Source organism: Nocardiopsis alborubida, assembly GCF_012396365.1.
Taxonomy (GTDB): Bacteria; Actinomycetota; Actinomycetes; order Streptosporangiales; family Streptosporangiaceae; genus Nocardiopsis; species Nocardiopsis alborubida.
Genome location: NZ_JAAXPG010000007.1, coordinates 208,537 through 221,414 on the forward strand (window position 1 = coordinate 208,537; position 12,878 = coordinate 221,414).

General features: G+C 70.4%; 15 protein-coding genes. 9 read left to right on the top strand and 6 right to left on the bottom strand.

Annotated elements, in window-relative coordinates; translation table 11 throughout:
• Positions 1-173: 173 nt before the first annotated feature.
• The 3 genes from HGB44_RS09890 to HGB44_RS09900 form a co-directional block, all read right to left on the bottom strand.
• The gene (locus HGB44_RS09890; protein ID WP_168443995.1) at positions 174-701 is read right to left on the bottom strand and encodes a hypothetical protein; all 528 of its coding nucleotides are present in this window, start codon (positions 699-701) and stop codon (positions 174-176) included.
• Between the two features lie 558 nt (positions 702-1,259).
• Positions 1,260-1,433, bottom strand: a complete 174-nt coding sequence (locus tag HGB44_RS09895; RefSeq protein ID WP_168443996.1) for a hypothetical protein — start codon at positions 1,431-1,433, stop codon at positions 1,260-1,262.
• Between the two features lie 232 nt (positions 1,434-1,665).
• A complete protein-coding gene (locus HGB44_RS09900) occupies positions 1,666-2,049 on the bottom strand; it encodes a nuclear transport factor 2 family protein (RefSeq protein WP_061080433.1) in 384 nt (127 codons plus the stop codon).
• Between the two features lie 455 nt (positions 2,050-2,504).
• Here HGB44_RS09900 and HGB44_RS09905 point away from each other — a divergent pair, with 455 nt between their 5' ends.
• Positions 2,505-4,193 (top strand): ABC-F family ATP-binding cassette domain-containing protein, encoded by a 1,689-nt coding sequence (locus HGB44_RS09905; protein ID WP_061080434.1) that lies wholly within the window; start codon positions 2,505-2,507, stop codon positions 4,191-4,193.
• A gap of 70 nt (positions 4,194-4,263) precedes the next feature.
• Here the strand turns inward: HGB44_RS09905 and HGB44_RS09910 are convergent, their stop codons facing one another.
• Positions 4,264-5,238 (bottom strand): helix-turn-helix transcriptional regulator, encoded by a 975-nt coding sequence (locus tag HGB44_RS09910; protein ID WP_061080435.1) that lies wholly within the window; start codon positions 5,236-5,238, stop codon positions 4,264-4,266.
• A gap of 137 nt (positions 5,239-5,375) precedes the next feature.
• Between HGB44_RS09910 and HGB44_RS09915 the strand changes: the two genes are divergently transcribed.
• The 3 genes from HGB44_RS09915 (at position 5,376) to HGB44_RS31580 (ending at position 7,689) form a co-directional block, all read left to right on the top strand.
• Entirely contained in the window at positions 5,376-5,771 is a 396-nt protein-coding gene (locus tag HGB44_RS09915) for a RidA family protein (protein WP_061080436.1), read from the top strand.
• 233 nt (positions 5,772-6,004) lie between these two features.
• Positions 6,005-6,379, top strand: coding sequence for a cupin domain-containing protein (locus HGB44_RS09920; RefSeq protein ID WP_061080437.1), 375 nt, complete (start codon positions 6,005-6,007; stop codon positions 6,377-6,379).
• Positions 6,376-7,689, top strand: a complete 1,314-nt coding sequence (locus HGB44_RS31580; RefSeq protein ID WP_061080438.1) for a DUF2716 domain-containing protein — start codon at positions 6,376-6,378, stop codon at positions 7,687-7,689. The genes HGB44_RS09920 and HGB44_RS31580 overlap by 4 nt, the downstream gene beginning before the upstream one ends.
• Before the next feature lie 27 nt (positions 7,690-7,716).
• Here the strand turns inward: HGB44_RS31580 and HGB44_RS09930 are convergent, their stop codons facing one another.
• Positions 7,717-7,923 carry a DUF397 domain-containing protein gene (locus HGB44_RS09930; RefSeq protein WP_082768350.1) on the bottom strand — a complete coding sequence of 69 codons (207 nt, stop codon included), beginning with the start codon at positions 7,921-7,923 and terminating at the stop codon, positions 7,717-7,719.
• A gap of 426 nt (positions 7,924-8,349) precedes the next feature.
• On the opposite strand from HGB44_RS09930, the gene HGB44_RS09935 reads away from it, so the two are divergent.
• Both HGB44_RS09935 and HGB44_RS09940 read left to right on the top strand, forming a co-directional pair.
• Complete coding sequence (locus tag HGB44_RS09935) at positions 8,350-9,132, top strand: SDR family NAD(P)-dependent oxidoreductase (protein WP_061080439.1); 783 nt, start codon at positions 8,350-8,352, stop codon at positions 9,130-9,132.
• A 101-nt stretch (positions 9,133-9,233) separates the two neighbouring features.
• Positions 9,234-9,791 (top strand): hypothetical protein, encoded by a 558-nt coding sequence (locus HGB44_RS09940; protein ID WP_061080440.1) that lies wholly within the window; start codon positions 9,234-9,236, stop codon positions 9,789-9,791.
• A gap of 193 nt (positions 9,792-9,984) precedes the next feature.
• Here HGB44_RS09940 and HGB44_RS09945 read toward each other — a convergent pair whose 3' ends face one another.
• The gene (locus HGB44_RS09945; RefSeq protein WP_017565862.1) at positions 9,985-10,395 is read right to left on the bottom strand and encodes a DUF2000 domain-containing protein; all 411 of its coding nucleotides are present in this window, start codon (positions 10,393-10,395) and stop codon (positions 9,985-9,987) included.
• A gap of 107 nt (positions 10,396-10,502) precedes the next feature.
• Between HGB44_RS09945 and HGB44_RS09950 the strand changes: the two genes are divergently transcribed.
• From HGB44_RS09950 to HGB44_RS09965, 3 genes are all read left to right on the top strand, one after another.
• Positions 10,503-10,967: an Lrp/AsnC family transcriptional regulator gene (locus HGB44_RS09950; RefSeq protein WP_036552214.1), complete on the top strand. Its 465-nt coding sequence runs from the start codon at positions 10,503-10,505 to the stop codon at positions 10,965-10,967.
• Positions 10,968-11,044: 77 nt separating this feature from the next.
• Entirely contained in the window at positions 11,045-11,212 is a 168-nt protein-coding gene (locus HGB44_RS09955) for a hypothetical protein (protein ID WP_168443997.1), read from the top strand.
• A gap of 626 nt (positions 11,213-11,838) precedes the next feature.
• Complete coding sequence (locus HGB44_RS09965; protein ID WP_061080441.1) at positions 11,839-12,846, top strand: MerR family transcriptional regulator; 1,008 nt, start codon at positions 11,839-11,841, stop codon at positions 12,844-12,846.
• The last annotated feature ends 32 nt before the right edge of the window (positions 12,847-12,878 follow it).

The window sequence follows — 12,878 nt, forward strand, 5'->3', positions numbered from 1 at the left end:
CGCTGCAGGGACTCACAAGCGGCCCCCGCACGGCGCCTTCTCCACGCGGGGGCCGCCGGCGCCCCGCCCCGACCGCCGCTACGGCGACCCGGCGCAGGCAGGACGCTTCCACGGCCGGGCCCGGACTGGAAGAGCACAGGAACGCCTGTGCTCCCCCGGTCCGGGCCTGCGCCTCAGGAGCGCAGGCAGAACAGGTTGTGGGCGTCCACCGAAGTGCAGTGCCAGCTCAGCGCCCAGTAGCAGGCCTGTCCCTGCACGAAGAAGCACAGCCGCTCACCGGAGAAGCCGATCCTCAGGTCGGCCTTGGCCAGCAGGACGCTGGGGTGGATCTCGACGTAGGGGTTGACCGCGGAGAGGTTGGCCTCGACGCTGCCCAGCTCCGTGCCGAAGACCAGCGCGCTGACCTTGACGTGGGCGGACCAGTTGTTGCCGGTCGAGGCCGAGACCACGACCCGCAGAGCCAGCACGCCCGGGACGATGGTCGCCTCGAAGGTCCTGCTGAAGTCGAAGGAGGGTGCGTTGGGCGGGGCCGGGGCGTTGCGCTGCTCCTTCAACACCACGGGCTGGGGGTTGCGCAGGTGCGCGGAGATGGCCTCGCTGTACTCGCTCTTGAGGCGTTCGGGGTTGGCGTTGAGCGTCCTGGCCAGCTTCTGCCAGTCCTCCTCGGACAGGTATCCCATCTCCTCAGCGGGAACAGGCATGAGCACATCCTTTCGTTTTGCGACGGGCATTTCCCGTGCCAGACGCATGCCCACACGAAGGATTCGGTCACCATGTACGCCCACCTGGCATTCCAGCTGTTCAGGGGCCTCTTTAAGAACAAAGGAGGACATGTCAGCACGCTGCGGACAGCATGATCTCCCTGGTGGGTAAGACAGACTGCGACACCTGGAATGCCTGTTCCAGCACTCTTATCCACGGGTTTCAGCACCCGAATCCGTGGTATGCGGAACCACTGTGGTGAACCGCGCTCCTGGTGACCGTGATGGTCAGGGGCGTGGTGGCACTAGCCGTTCACGTGCCACCCGCCCCTTCCCGGAGACCGGACAGGAACCCGAACCAACAGCTGACACCCCATCGTGGCCGAGGATCACAGGGCGCCGTTCCGATCGGTGCCGAACACCGCGCACAGCGGTTCCGCCCTCGTGCCGGTCAGCGCTGTGTCGCCGCCAGGGCGCCACCGGCGTCCAGTCCTCCCGACGCCGTGAAGAACCGAGGAGCGGTCTCAGGCCGCACACGGAGGGGAAGCCTTCCCGGGTTCAGCCGTTCGAGCGCTTCGAGCCGAGCGCCCCGCCCGTCGCTCCGGCCGCGGCTCCCAGGAGAGCCCCGAACACGATCCCCAGCGCCAGGTTGTCGAAGACCGTGCCCAGGACGATTCCGAGGGCGAGACCGAGCGCGACCCCCGTACCCGACGCGCGATGTTTGCCGTTCACAGACGACCCCTTCCTTGTGTCCACCTTTAGACGCTTTGCCCTCCTTCGGCGTTCCGGGTAAGCAAACACATGAGGAGAACGGGGGCTGGAGGCCCACCCGGGATCCCGTGGTGGAACCGCGGGCCCGCATATGGGCATAGCTGTGGGGCGCCTTCACCTTCTGACGCACGAATCCGGGGCTCGGCCCGCTACCGCGAGGCGGGCGCAGCTGGTCCTCCGACGCGGCGATCCCTCACTTGTAGTCGTTCTCGGTCAGCGGCACGACGTAGGCCCGGCGCTCGCGGATCAGCCCGTCGCGCATCACGAACACCTCGCCCATCGCGGCGCGCATCACGCTGCCGTCCTTCTGGAGCGCTTCAAGGGTCATCTCCGCCATGATGACGCCGTCCTCCTCGACCATCCTCGTGACCCTCACCTTCGGGGGAACGCCGACCGGGTCGGGTCCCTCGATGTTGGCGTCGTAGGCTTCCTTGCCGGTGATCCGGTAGTGGCCGAACACGGTCCACTCGATGTCGTCGGTCAGGCACGACAGGATCTGCTCGTGGTCGGACTTGTTGAACCCGTCGATGTAGCGCTCGACTGTTCGCTTGTTGGTGGACTGGCTGGCAGCGGCCACGGTCTTCTGCTCCCTCTGCGGTACACAAGGTCGACCGGAAAGTCCTACCAGGACGGTATGACGTTTACACAGGAGCGTCGTCGCCCTCCAGGAACCCGTCTTCTTCCAGACGGCGCTTCCCCGAAGAGCCGGGCGCGGAGGACGGGGCAGGCCCTCGCGGTCGCGGAGCTCCGCGGCCATCCGCTGGACGGTGAAGCCCCGGACAGCGCCGCCATGCGGGACGCGGAACGGGCGCCCGCGGTAAACCCTTTCCGTTCGCGCTGACCGGTTTGCTACCGTGGACTCGTGCATCTACCTCTGTACCTCTGATCCGAGCCTGAGCTCCCGCCCCACCTCCACGTGGCCGCGGGTGCCCGACGTGTACACCGACCCGCTTCCGGGTCTTTCCGTCAGCTCGAAGAGCTCCCGCACACCCCGCCGCCATCGCGCCGGGCGGAGCTCTGTTCGGAGGAACAGTGGCAACCCTCAACCCCAAACCCGTGCTGCCCGCCGGTGAGCGGGCACAACTGACCGCCAGCGGAATCCACATCGACCGCGGCGGCCGCACGGTCCTCTCCGGCGTCGACATGACCGTCACACCACGATCCCGCTGGGGAGTCGTGGGCGAGAACGGCCGCGGCAAGTCCACGCTGCTGCACATCCTCGCCGGTGCGCTCGAACCCGACGCCGGGACCGTGCGGCGCATCGGCACCCTCGGCGTCGCCGAACAGGAGATGCGGGCGACCGGCGGCCGCACCGTCGGGGACCTGGTCGACATCGAACTCGCCGACGCCCGCGCGGCCCTGGCCGCGCTCGACGCCAGCGCAGAAGGGCTGGCCGAGGGCGATCCCCTGGCCGCCGAGGAGTACGCGGCGGCCCTGAACGCCGCCGAGGTGCTGGACGCCTGGGACGCCGACCGGCGCGTCGACCTCGCCCTGGAGAACCTGGGCGCCGTCACCGACCGGTCGCGGCCGCTGGCGGAGCTCTCGGTGGGCCAGCGCTACCGCGTACGGCTGGCCTGTCTGCTGGGCGCCTCGCACGACTTCCTTCTGTTGGACGAGCCCACGAACCACCTCGACGCCGCCGGGCTCGACTTCCTGACCGCCCAACTGCGCGGGCACGGCAACGGCGTGGTGCTCGTCAGCCACGACCGCGCCCTGCTCTCGGACGTGGCCACGACGATGCTCGACCTCGACCCGAGCCGCGACGGCGGGCCCCGCGTCTACGGCGGGGGTTTCGCCGGGTACCAGGAGGGACGGCGCGCCGAACGCGAACGCTGGGCGGCCGAGTACGAGCAGCAGCAGGCCGAGCACGCCCGCCTCACCCAGGACCTGTCCGAGGCGCAGAACCGGCTGGTCAGCGGCTGGCGACCGGACAAGGGCACCGGCAAGCACCAGCGGGCGACCCGCGCCCCCGGGCTCGTGCGCTCCGTCCACCGGCGGCGCGACGACCTGGAGGCGCACGCGGTCACCATGCCGCCGCCCCCGCTGCGGTTCCGGATGCCGGAGCTGTCGGCGCTGCCCGGCGTGACCCTGGTCCGGGCCGACGAGGTCACCGTCGCGGGGCGTCTGGACCAGCCGGTCACGGTCGCCCTCGACTCCGGTTCGCGGCTGGTGGTCACCGGGGCCAACGGGGCGGGCAAGTCGACGCTGCTGGCGGTGCTCGCCGGGCGGATCGAGCCGACCGGCGGCGGTGTGCGCACCGCGCGCACCGCCCGGGTGCAGCTGCTGACGCAGGAGTCGCCGCAGGCGGGTCCGCGCCGCGCGCGGGAGGTGTTCGCCGCCCACCTGGGGCGGCTCGTCAGCGGGGGAGTCCTCCGGGAGGGCGAGGCGGTCCCACTGAGTTCTCTGGGGCTGCTCTCGTCGGCGGACGCCAACAAGCCGTTGCGTGAGCTGTCCATGGGGCAGCAGCGCAGGCTCGACCTGGCCCTGGCGCTGGCGTCCCGGCCGCACGTGCTGCTGCTGGACGAGCCGACGAACCACCTCTCGATCGCCCTCGTCGACGAGCTCACCGAGGGGCTCGGGGCCACCGGGGCGGCGGTGGTGCTCGCCACCCACGACCGTCAGCTCCAGCGCGACGTCGCCTCGTGGGAGCGGCTCACATTGGCCCCGGGGTCGTCCGCGTCACGCCTGGTCGGTCAGTCGGCCGCACACGACGGCGGCTGACCCCGCCGGCCGACGTGGCGGGAGGGTCCGGCGGAATCCCGCCGGACCCTCCCCACCGCGGGTCGGCCGGTCAGAACGAGACTCCGTAGCAGGTGGCGATCGCGACGGCGCGGTCGCGCAGGGAGGTGCGCAACCACTGGGGGTCCAGGACCTCCGCGTCCGTGGCGAGCTGCCACAGTGCCCATTCGGCGTGTCTCGCGTCCTGGAAGGTCAGCTCCAGCCGCAGCCAGCCGTCCGCATCGGCTTCTTCGGCGCGGCCGGCCAACGCGGTACCCACCAGCTCCTCCCGCCGTTCCGATGCCGCCCGCGCCAGCACGGTGACCTGGTCGCCGCCGGTCCGGAACCGCGTGCTGCGCTCCTGCCAGACCCGGTCCAGGTCGACCCGGTCCGGCCGCTGCGCGGGTTCGGGGAGTTCCTCGGCGGCCAGGACCCGGGACAGCCTGTAGGTGCGGTCCTGGCCCGACCTCGTGGCCAGCAGGTAGCCCTGCTCCCGTACGGTGACCAGGCCGACCGGGTCCACGGTGCGCCACTTCGGGTCCTGATCCACAGCCGCGTAGTGGATGCGCAGTCTGTGCCCGGCGAACACCGCGCGCCGGACCGCGGCCACCACGGTGTCGGGAACCTCCTCGACGGTCGGTCGACGCGAGAGGAGATCGGTCTCCGGGTCGATGAGCAACCGCTGGGCGGCGCCGGCCGCGGTGGTCCGATCAGCTTCGGGCAGGGCGTCGACCACCTTGCGCATGGCCGAGGCCAGCGCCGCCCCGAGGCCGAACGCCTGCGCGCCTCGCCGCGATCCGGCGACCAGCAGGGCGAGCGCCTCGTCGTGGTTCAAGCCGGTGAGCTCCGTCTGGAAACCGGGTAGCAACGCGAAACCGCCGTGCCGCCCGCGTTCGGCGTAGACCGGGACACCGGCCGTGGACAGCGCCTCGATGTCGCGCAGCACGGTGCGGGTGGACACCTCCAGCTCGCGGGCCAGCGCGGCCGCGGACAGCCGGCCGTGCTGGCGCAGCAGCAGAACCAGTGAGACCAGCCGGTCAGCGCGCATACGAAAAACCTACCGGAATACATGACACAGGATGTCGTGGTTTGCCGGGAGGCTTGTCAGCACGACGTCGAAGAACGCGGCTGCCGAGCCGATGGACGTACGTGCCTGTCGATGAACCGGACGGAGCTGATGTGGCGATGGAGCGAACGGTGGTCAACCCGTGGACGTGGTCGGTGGGGATGGGTTACAACCAGGGCGAGACCGTCTCTGGCAACACCCGGACCCTGTACTGCTCCGGGCAGACCGCGATGAGCGGTGACGGCGAGCCCCGGCACGCCGATGACATGGCGGCGCAGTTGGCGCTGAGCCTGGAGAACCTGGAGGCCGTCCTCGGCGAGGCCGGCATGTCCCTCGTGAACCTGGTCCGGCTCAACGTCTACACCACCGACGTCGACCTGCTCTTCCAGCACTACGGCGTGCTGGCGTCGCGGTTGGGCGCGGCCGGGGTCGCGCCGACCACCACGATGCTCGGGGTGACGCGGCTGGCGGTCCCCACCCTGATGGTCGAACTCGAGGGAACCGCCGTCGCTTGATGCGACCTCACCGCCTCCGCTGCCCGTACTGGTCGAACCGGCACGGACAGCGGAGGTGGGCGGTTTCCGGAGCACAGGGAACGGCAGCGACACGGGACGCGTGTGGACCTTCGGCCCCGAGCACGGTCCCCGCCAGAGGCCGTATCAGGGTCGAGGGTGCTGCCTACTGGTGGAAGCCGAACTCCCCGAGCGGGACGCTCCCACAACCGGAGTGACTGCTAGCGTCCATCCGTGTGAACAACGGTGTGTACGTGGGTAATGCGGGCAAGGACGCGGCACTGGACCGGGGATGGCTTCTCGGGCACTTCAAGGACGCCGATGACCCCCGACACAGCGAATCGGTGGAGATCAAATGGGGCGTCCACCCCCGTGGGGACACGAGGAAGCAGTGGGTGGAGGGTGAGCAGCGGACCGCTCTCCTGGTACTCATCGGCGGGCGCTTCCGCGTCGAGCTTCCCGACCGTGACGTCGTCCTGGAACACCAGGGGGACTACGTCGTGTGGGGGCGCGGAACCGATCACTCCTGGATCTCGGAGGAGGAGTCGGTGGTGTTGACGGTCCGCCGGCCGTCCGTGCCGGGCTATGCGGTGACCGAGGTGCAGCCGTGACCAGCGAACGCGTGGCTGTGGACCCCGGCGAGCTACTGGCCGCCTACGACACCCACGTACGCGGACACGTCCCCGAACATCCACCGCTCGGAGTGGTCGTGGAACGCAAGGGGCCGCTGGTGAGCGCACATCACGGTACACACGTGGTGATCGACCACACCGACATCAGGGGCACCGACCTGGCCGATCTTGTCCGAGGCCAGCAGAAGGAGGCCGACAGGAGGACGGAACCGGTCGAATGGCGTGTGCACTCCCACGACAGTCCGGGCCTGGCCGAAGCCCTGCTCGCAGCCGGATTCACTCCCGAGTGGGAGCGCTCGGTCCTGGTCGCTCCGCTGGACGCCATTCCCGACGTGGACCCGCCTCCGGGGCACCTTCTCCTCGCCGGAACCCGTCACTACGACGCGCAGGCGCTGCGTCTGGCCGAGGCGGGCGAACCGCACAAGCGTCCGCTCCTCGAGCAGATGAGGGACGGGATACGGTTCCAGGAAGTTTCACTGAAGCTGGTGGAGGCAGAGCACGTTCACGCCGTGGCCTGGTTCCAGGCCCTCACCGGCACCCCGTTCGCCACGGTGGAGGGTATGACCGCTCCGTGTCCAGCTCTGCTCAGCGACATGGTGAAGTGGACCCGCGCGACGCGACCTCTCACTTGGGGATGGGTCAACGCCGGAATTCGCTTCGTCACCGCCGAAGCGGATGGTGAGCTGCGGCGGATGTACCTCGGTTCGGGCTTCCATGAGGTGACGACCGTCCGCTCCTACCACTGGTCCCCGGCGGGGGCTCCGGCCGTGGAGCGCCCGGTGCGGCAGCTTCTGTTCGATCCCGACCACGACGACCTATGGGACCGCTTCTACGAGCGGTTCTCCTTCAATCCCAGCATCGAGGTGTATCCCGGGATCCGTGAACCCGTGGATTCGGCCACCTGGTTCCTGGACAGGCCCGACGGCCCTGAACTGGAACAGGTCGTCGTTCCCGAGGTGCTCGCCCTCGCACGCTCCGACGAGTCCCTGTACTGGTTGGACTGGAACCACACGGGCTACCGGTTCGACCCGCGTCGTGTCGGCGGCCCCGGTCAACCCGAGGTCCCCGGCCAGGTTTTCCCTGACGGGGACTACTACATCTACACCACACGTGACCTGCGGATGGGCACGTTCGGGCACCCTTGGGAGAACACCCTGTGCGTGTTCGGACGGGATCTGCTGGCCCGCGTCGAGAACGGTCTCACCGCGCTCCTGGGAGAGCCGACCCGCAGGGACGGCCGCAACACGGGACGCGTGTGGACCTTCGGCCCCGAACGCGGTTCCCGATAGTGGTCACGCCGGGGGAGGGAACGTCCGTTACTGGTGGAAGTCGAACTCCCCGGAGCGGACGCCCCGGGTGAAGGCCTCCCATCCAGCGCGGGTGCAGACGATGGCGGTGCCGTTGGGGAAGTGGCCGTGGCGGACCGCGACCCGCCCGGAACCGTCGTTGAGGGGACCGGCCTCGACGCAGCTGCCGCCGCCACCGTCACCGAAGCTGCTGATATGCCAGGCGACACCTTCCAGCTCTGAGGGGGGCGGTGCTCCGCGGAGTCTTCTCGGTCACCTGGGTTCCTCGCGATCGCGTTCCCGCTCCGGCGTCGAGGACCGGGAAGCGCCCAACGCCGCCGCGACGGCCCTGTGCGGCCCCCACCAGAGCGGCTGACCCCGCGTAGAACAACTCGTTGAACAGGGGCGGCTTGTGTACCCTGCCCGCATGCGTTCCTGAGAGTGTCGGTCCCCACGTGCGCGGCGTGCAGCCCCGTGGGGTGAACCCTGCCCCGGATCAGGACGCTTGTGTTCGTTGCCTGCCTCCGCGCTCCTCACGCGCGGCCTTCGCCATCTCGTCCGTGGTACGCCTCTCCCGACCCTGCCCGTGGGCCTCCGCCCGCACGACGAGCGCTCACAGCCGTCGTCCGCGCATCCGGATGGCACAACCACTACGGAGACACGATGATCGATACTCGCCTTGACGGCCGAAACGTCCTGGTGACTGGCGGTTCCGGCAACATCGGCGCGGCGATCAGCCGCGCTTTCGCAGTCCAGGGGGCACGCGTTGCGATCCACTACCTCGCCCAGGACCCGCCCGCTCCAACGAACACTGAATGGGCGCACATCACTCCCGCCGCAGAGGAGGCGGACAAGCTCGCGGAGGAACTCGGCAACGGCTCCTTCGCCGTCAGCGCCGACCTGTCCGAACCGGAGGCGGCATCACGACTGGTGCGTGACGTCGCAGCCCGGGTCGGCACGGTCAACGTCCTCGTCAACAACGCCGCCCACTGCGAGACGCCGGACACCATCGACACTCTGACCCCCGCGTCGTTGGACCGTCACTACCGGGTGAACGCCATCGCTCCCGCGCTCCTCACCTCCGAGGCGGCACGGCTCCACCGTGGAGACGACCCGTTGTGCGTCGTCAACATCACCACCGACGCCGCACGGGCCTTCCCCGGCCAGACCGGCTACGGGACGTCCAAGGGTGCGCTGGAAGCGCTCACCAGGTCCACCGCCCTGGACCTGGCGGCCCGAGGCATCCGGGTGAACGCCGTCGCCCCGGGGCCTGTTCAGACCGGCTGGATAGACGAAGACCTCCTGGCTCAGGTGGAGGAGCTCGTGCCGATGGGCAGGGTCGGTGAGCCGGAGGACATCGCTGACGCGGTGGTGTACCTGGCCTCCCACCAGGCACGGTGGGTCACCGGACAGGTTCTACAGGTCGCCGGAGGGCACGCTCTGTGACCTCTTCCGTCAGATCCTGTAGCAGTCCTTCTCGCCCCAACACCCGCGCGAGCCGGAAAACCCGTCGCGTCGACCACGTGCGCCGGGTTAGCGTCCGAGGTATGACACCCGCCCGCGACGGCTGGCGCAGCCGGGAGCTGGCCGAGACGATGGACCTCATCCGCGCGGAGACCGGACGCGCCTGGGCCGAGGCGTGCGCCGAGTGGGACGCCGAGCCGAGCAGCGACGCGGAACGCGATCTGGCCGAACTCGTGCTCTCCGACCCCGGACAGTTCCCCTGGCGGGTGGTGGACGCGGCCATGGACCGCCTGGTGTGCCCCGGGTGCGGGCGGGCGCTGGGCTCGGGTGAACGGGGCTGCGGGCCCTGTGACCTGGCCGACGGACACCGCTACCTGGGCAGGGAAGTCGACCGACCGGCCGTGCCCCCGGGCAACGAACACGCGATCCGGGTCGGCTCGGTGGTCGTGCGCCAGTGGTACCGCTACCCGGCCACGGTGGTGTGCGGCTGGGAACTGGGGCTGCCCGAGATCCACCGGGGCTTCCTGCCGACCGGGGCGCAGGCGCGGGCGGCCAAGGCCCGGCTCAACCGCCTCACCGATCAGCAGCTGCGCACCGTGGCCTCCTACCGGGAGCTGGAGGAGCTCACCGGGGGCGCGTGATCATCTCGGAAAGCGCGCCCTCCTGCGGGCCCCGACCGTCCGCCGGACTCCACGGGTTCCCCGGCCGCACGGACACGACAGGCACACGCGGCCGCCGGTGGTCCCGCCCGGCACCGCCCTCCCCCCGCGAAGTGAGGGGGCGCGGGCTCCCCTGCCCGCGCCCCTTCCCCCGTCACGTGGGAACCGGCGGCCCTCAGCGCATCAGCGCCAGCTTCCCGGTGAGCTTGTTGACGGCGTTGCGCGCCCCGAAGACGGCCACCCCCACGTACTCCACGTCCTGCGGCTCGGTGACCGCGAGGGCGTCCAGGTACTCCACGTAGTCGCGGGAGCGGCGGGCCACCTCGTTGAAGCCCACCACCGTCAGGTCCCGTTCGTCGGCCCCGGCCTTGAGCTCGCGCAGCTGCTCCGCCGAGGCCACCAGGGTCGGCACCGGGTGCGGGTTGAGCCCGGCGTGCACCCCGCCGCCCGCGTCCTTGCCGTCCGCGGCCAGCGAGTTCTCCATTCGTCCGCCCAGCGCCAGGCCGAGCACCACCCCCGCGTTGGCGGCCAGCGCGGGCTCCAGGCCCTCGCGCAGGACGACGACGATCTTGGTGGACATCCCCATGGTTACCCCGTTCATATGCCTTGTGAACGGTGCAGAATCTAGGCATACGAGCGCACTCGTGGTCCCATCACCGAACACTATTCGAGCAAGGGGCTACCGTGGAGGCCATGGACGAACTTGATTCGGCGATCGTGCGCGAACTCCAGCAGGACGCGCGGCAGACCAACCGCGCCCTCGCACACAAGCTCGGTGTGGCCCCCTCCACCTGTCTGGAGCGCGTGCGTCTGCTGCACCGGCGCGGGGTCATCCGGGGCTACCACGCCGACATCGACCCGGCCGCGCTCAACCGGGAGGTGGAGGCCTTCGTGTCGGTGCAGCTGCGCCCGCCCAGCCGCCAGGTCATCGAGGGCTTCAAGGGTGCGATGTTCGCCCTGCCGGAGGTGCTGGCCGTCTACGTCGTGGCGGGGGAGCAGGACTTCCTGGTGCACGTGTCCGTGCCCTCCCTGGACGCGCTGCACAGCTTCCTCATCGACCGGCTCACCCAGCGCCGCGAGGTGGCCAGCTTCCGCAGCCAGATCATCTACGACAGCGCCCGCAAACACGTCGCCGCACCCCTGGAGCCACCGCAGTGAACCGGAGTCCCGTCAGCGGGGAACCGTGGACGGCGTCCCCGCGTCCAAGAACCGACACAAGGCCACAAAGGGGATATATGGACAAGAAGAACAACCTCGGACTGGGACTGGCGCTCGGCGTCTGCTTCGGCGTCTCCTTCGGCATGCTCATGGACAACCTGGCACTGGGTGTGGCCCTGGGTCTGTGCTTCGGTGTCGCCTTCGGCCTGAACACCGGCAAGAAGGCCAACGGCGAGGGAGACTAGCCGCTCACGCGGCCCGCGCCCGGCTCCCGGTCGGCGGCCGCCGCGTACCGCGGCGGTGGGCCCCCGCCCGAACCCGCCGCCCGGCCGGGCAGCCCTCACCCCTGTGCCGCGGAGTCCGGCAGCCAGTTGCAGCGCAGGCGCAGTGCGCGCTCCGTGCTGGCCGCCGCGGCGCCGAGCGCGAGCGCGGTGTTGAGCCATACGGGCAGATGCACGGGTGAGGTGAACGTCCCGGAGCGCTCGGCCACGGGGGCAGCCCGAAGGCCACCTCGACGAGCTGGGGGATGAGCAAGAGCGCGGAACGTCAGCTGCCACCAGCGGAAGGGTTTCAGCGGACGCCCGTTCCCGGGCTTGACCCGTTGCGCGGCCCGGTGCCGACGCCACTCCTTGAACATCTCGGTCTCCCGTCATCTCGTGCAGGGGCCTCGGCGGTGTCGAGGCCCACCGGTCGCCCGGCCGGGGACTCCAGCCGCCCACGGGCGCGCCGCCGCGTGCCGGAGCGAGGCCGTCGGCCCCGTGCGGGCCGAGGAGGACGGGTTCCCCGCTCCGAACCTGATCCGCGCCTCAGTGCACCCGCCGGGCCGCACGGGCTTGCATCTCAAGCGGCTTGAGGTACCACAGTGGCTCCCATGCACGAACACGAGCTGTACCCCATCGGAGACGCCGCGCGCCGCAGCGGCCTGAGCGTCAGCGCCGTCCGCTTCTACGCCGACGCCGGAGTCGTCGAGCCCACGCACCTGACCGAGGCGGGCCACCGCCTGTACGACGTCGACACCATCGCCCGCCTCGAACTCGTCCGCACCCTGCGCGAGCTGGACACCGACCTGGACGAGATCCGCCGGCTGCTCCAAGGCGGCACGACCCTGCACGGCCTGCTCACCACCCACCTGGAGATCGTCGAGCGCCAGGAGCGCACTCTGCGGGCCAGGAGGGCGGTGCTGCGGACCCTGATCAAACAGGGCGGTACGACCGCACAGGCCGACCTGATGCACAAACTCGTCTCGATGACCGACGAGGAGCGCGAACAGGTCGTCGACGAGTTCTGGAACGACGTCGGCGCGGGCCTCGACGTCCCCGAGGGCTTCGTCGACCGGCTGCGCACGATGCGCCCGGCCCTGCCCGCGGACCCCACGGCCGCCCAACTGGAGGCGTGGATCGAACTGGCCGACCTGGTACGGGACCCGGCCTTTCGCGACGCGGTCCGCACCTACCTGCGCGACACCTACTCCACGGACGTGGGCAGGGACATCGCGAGCCCGCGGTTCCAGGACTTCATGTACGGGAGCGGGACCGCGCTCATCAAGGAGGTCCTGGCCGCGCACCGCGCCGGTGAGTCCCCCCGCTCCCCCTGGGCGCAGGAGGCCGTCACGCGCTTCATGGAGGCGGCCGCGGGGGTGTCCGACAACCCGCTCACCCCCGAGCTCCGCGACCGGCTGGCCGAGGCGTTCCGGCGGATCCCCGACATCGAGCGCCAGATCGCCGAGGAGGACGCCGCCTCCGAGGACCCCGTCTACGACGACACCCACGGCCGGTACCTGGCTCTGGTGGCGGTGGTCAACGGGACTCCGCCCGAGGAGGACACGCTGCCCTACGCCTGGATCGCCGACGCCATGCGCGCCCCGGCCGCCGATTCCTGAGCACCCCGCCGCCCCGGGCCCGGAGCCCGGGG

What these genes read in the sequence shown, in the direction of transcription:
- HGB44_RS09890 (WP_168443995.1), bottom strand. Translation starts at nt 701, where the DNA reads ATGCCTGTTCCCGCTGAGGAGATGGGATACCTGTCCGAGGAGGACTGG.
- HGB44_RS09910 (WP_061080435.1), bottom strand. Translation starts at nt 5,238, where the DNA reads ATGCGCGCTGACCGGCTGGTCTCACTGGTTCTGCTGCTGCGCCAGCAC.
- HGB44_RS09915 (WP_061080436.1), top strand. Translation starts at nt 5,376, where the DNA reads ATGGAGCGAACGGTGGTCAACCCGTGGACGTGGTCGGTGGGGATGGGT.
- HGB44_RS09935 (WP_061080439.1), top strand. Translation starts at nt 8,350, where the DNA reads ATGATCGATACTCGCCTTGACGGCCGAAACGTCCTGGTGACTGGCGGT.
- HGB44_RS09940 (WP_061080440.1), top strand. Translation starts at nt 9,234, where the DNA reads ATGACACCCGCCCGCGACGGCTGGCGCAGCCGGGAGCTGGCCGAGACG.
- HGB44_RS09945 (WP_017565862.1), bottom strand. Translation starts at nt 10,395, where the DNA reads ATGGGGATGTCCACCAAGATCGTCGTCGTCCTGCGCGAGGGCCTGGAG.
- HGB44_RS09950 (WP_036552214.1), top strand. Translation starts at nt 10,503, where the DNA reads ATGGACGAACTTGATTCGGCGATCGTGCGCGAACTCCAGCAGGACGCG.
- HGB44_RS09955 (WP_168443997.1), top strand. Translation starts at nt 11,045, where the DNA reads ATGGACAAGAAGAACAACCTCGGACTGGGACTGGCGCTCGGCGTCTGC.
- HGB44_RS09965 (WP_061080441.1), top strand. Translation starts at nt 11,839, where the DNA reads ATGCACGAACACGAGCTGTACCCCATCGGAGACGCCGCGCGCCGCAGC.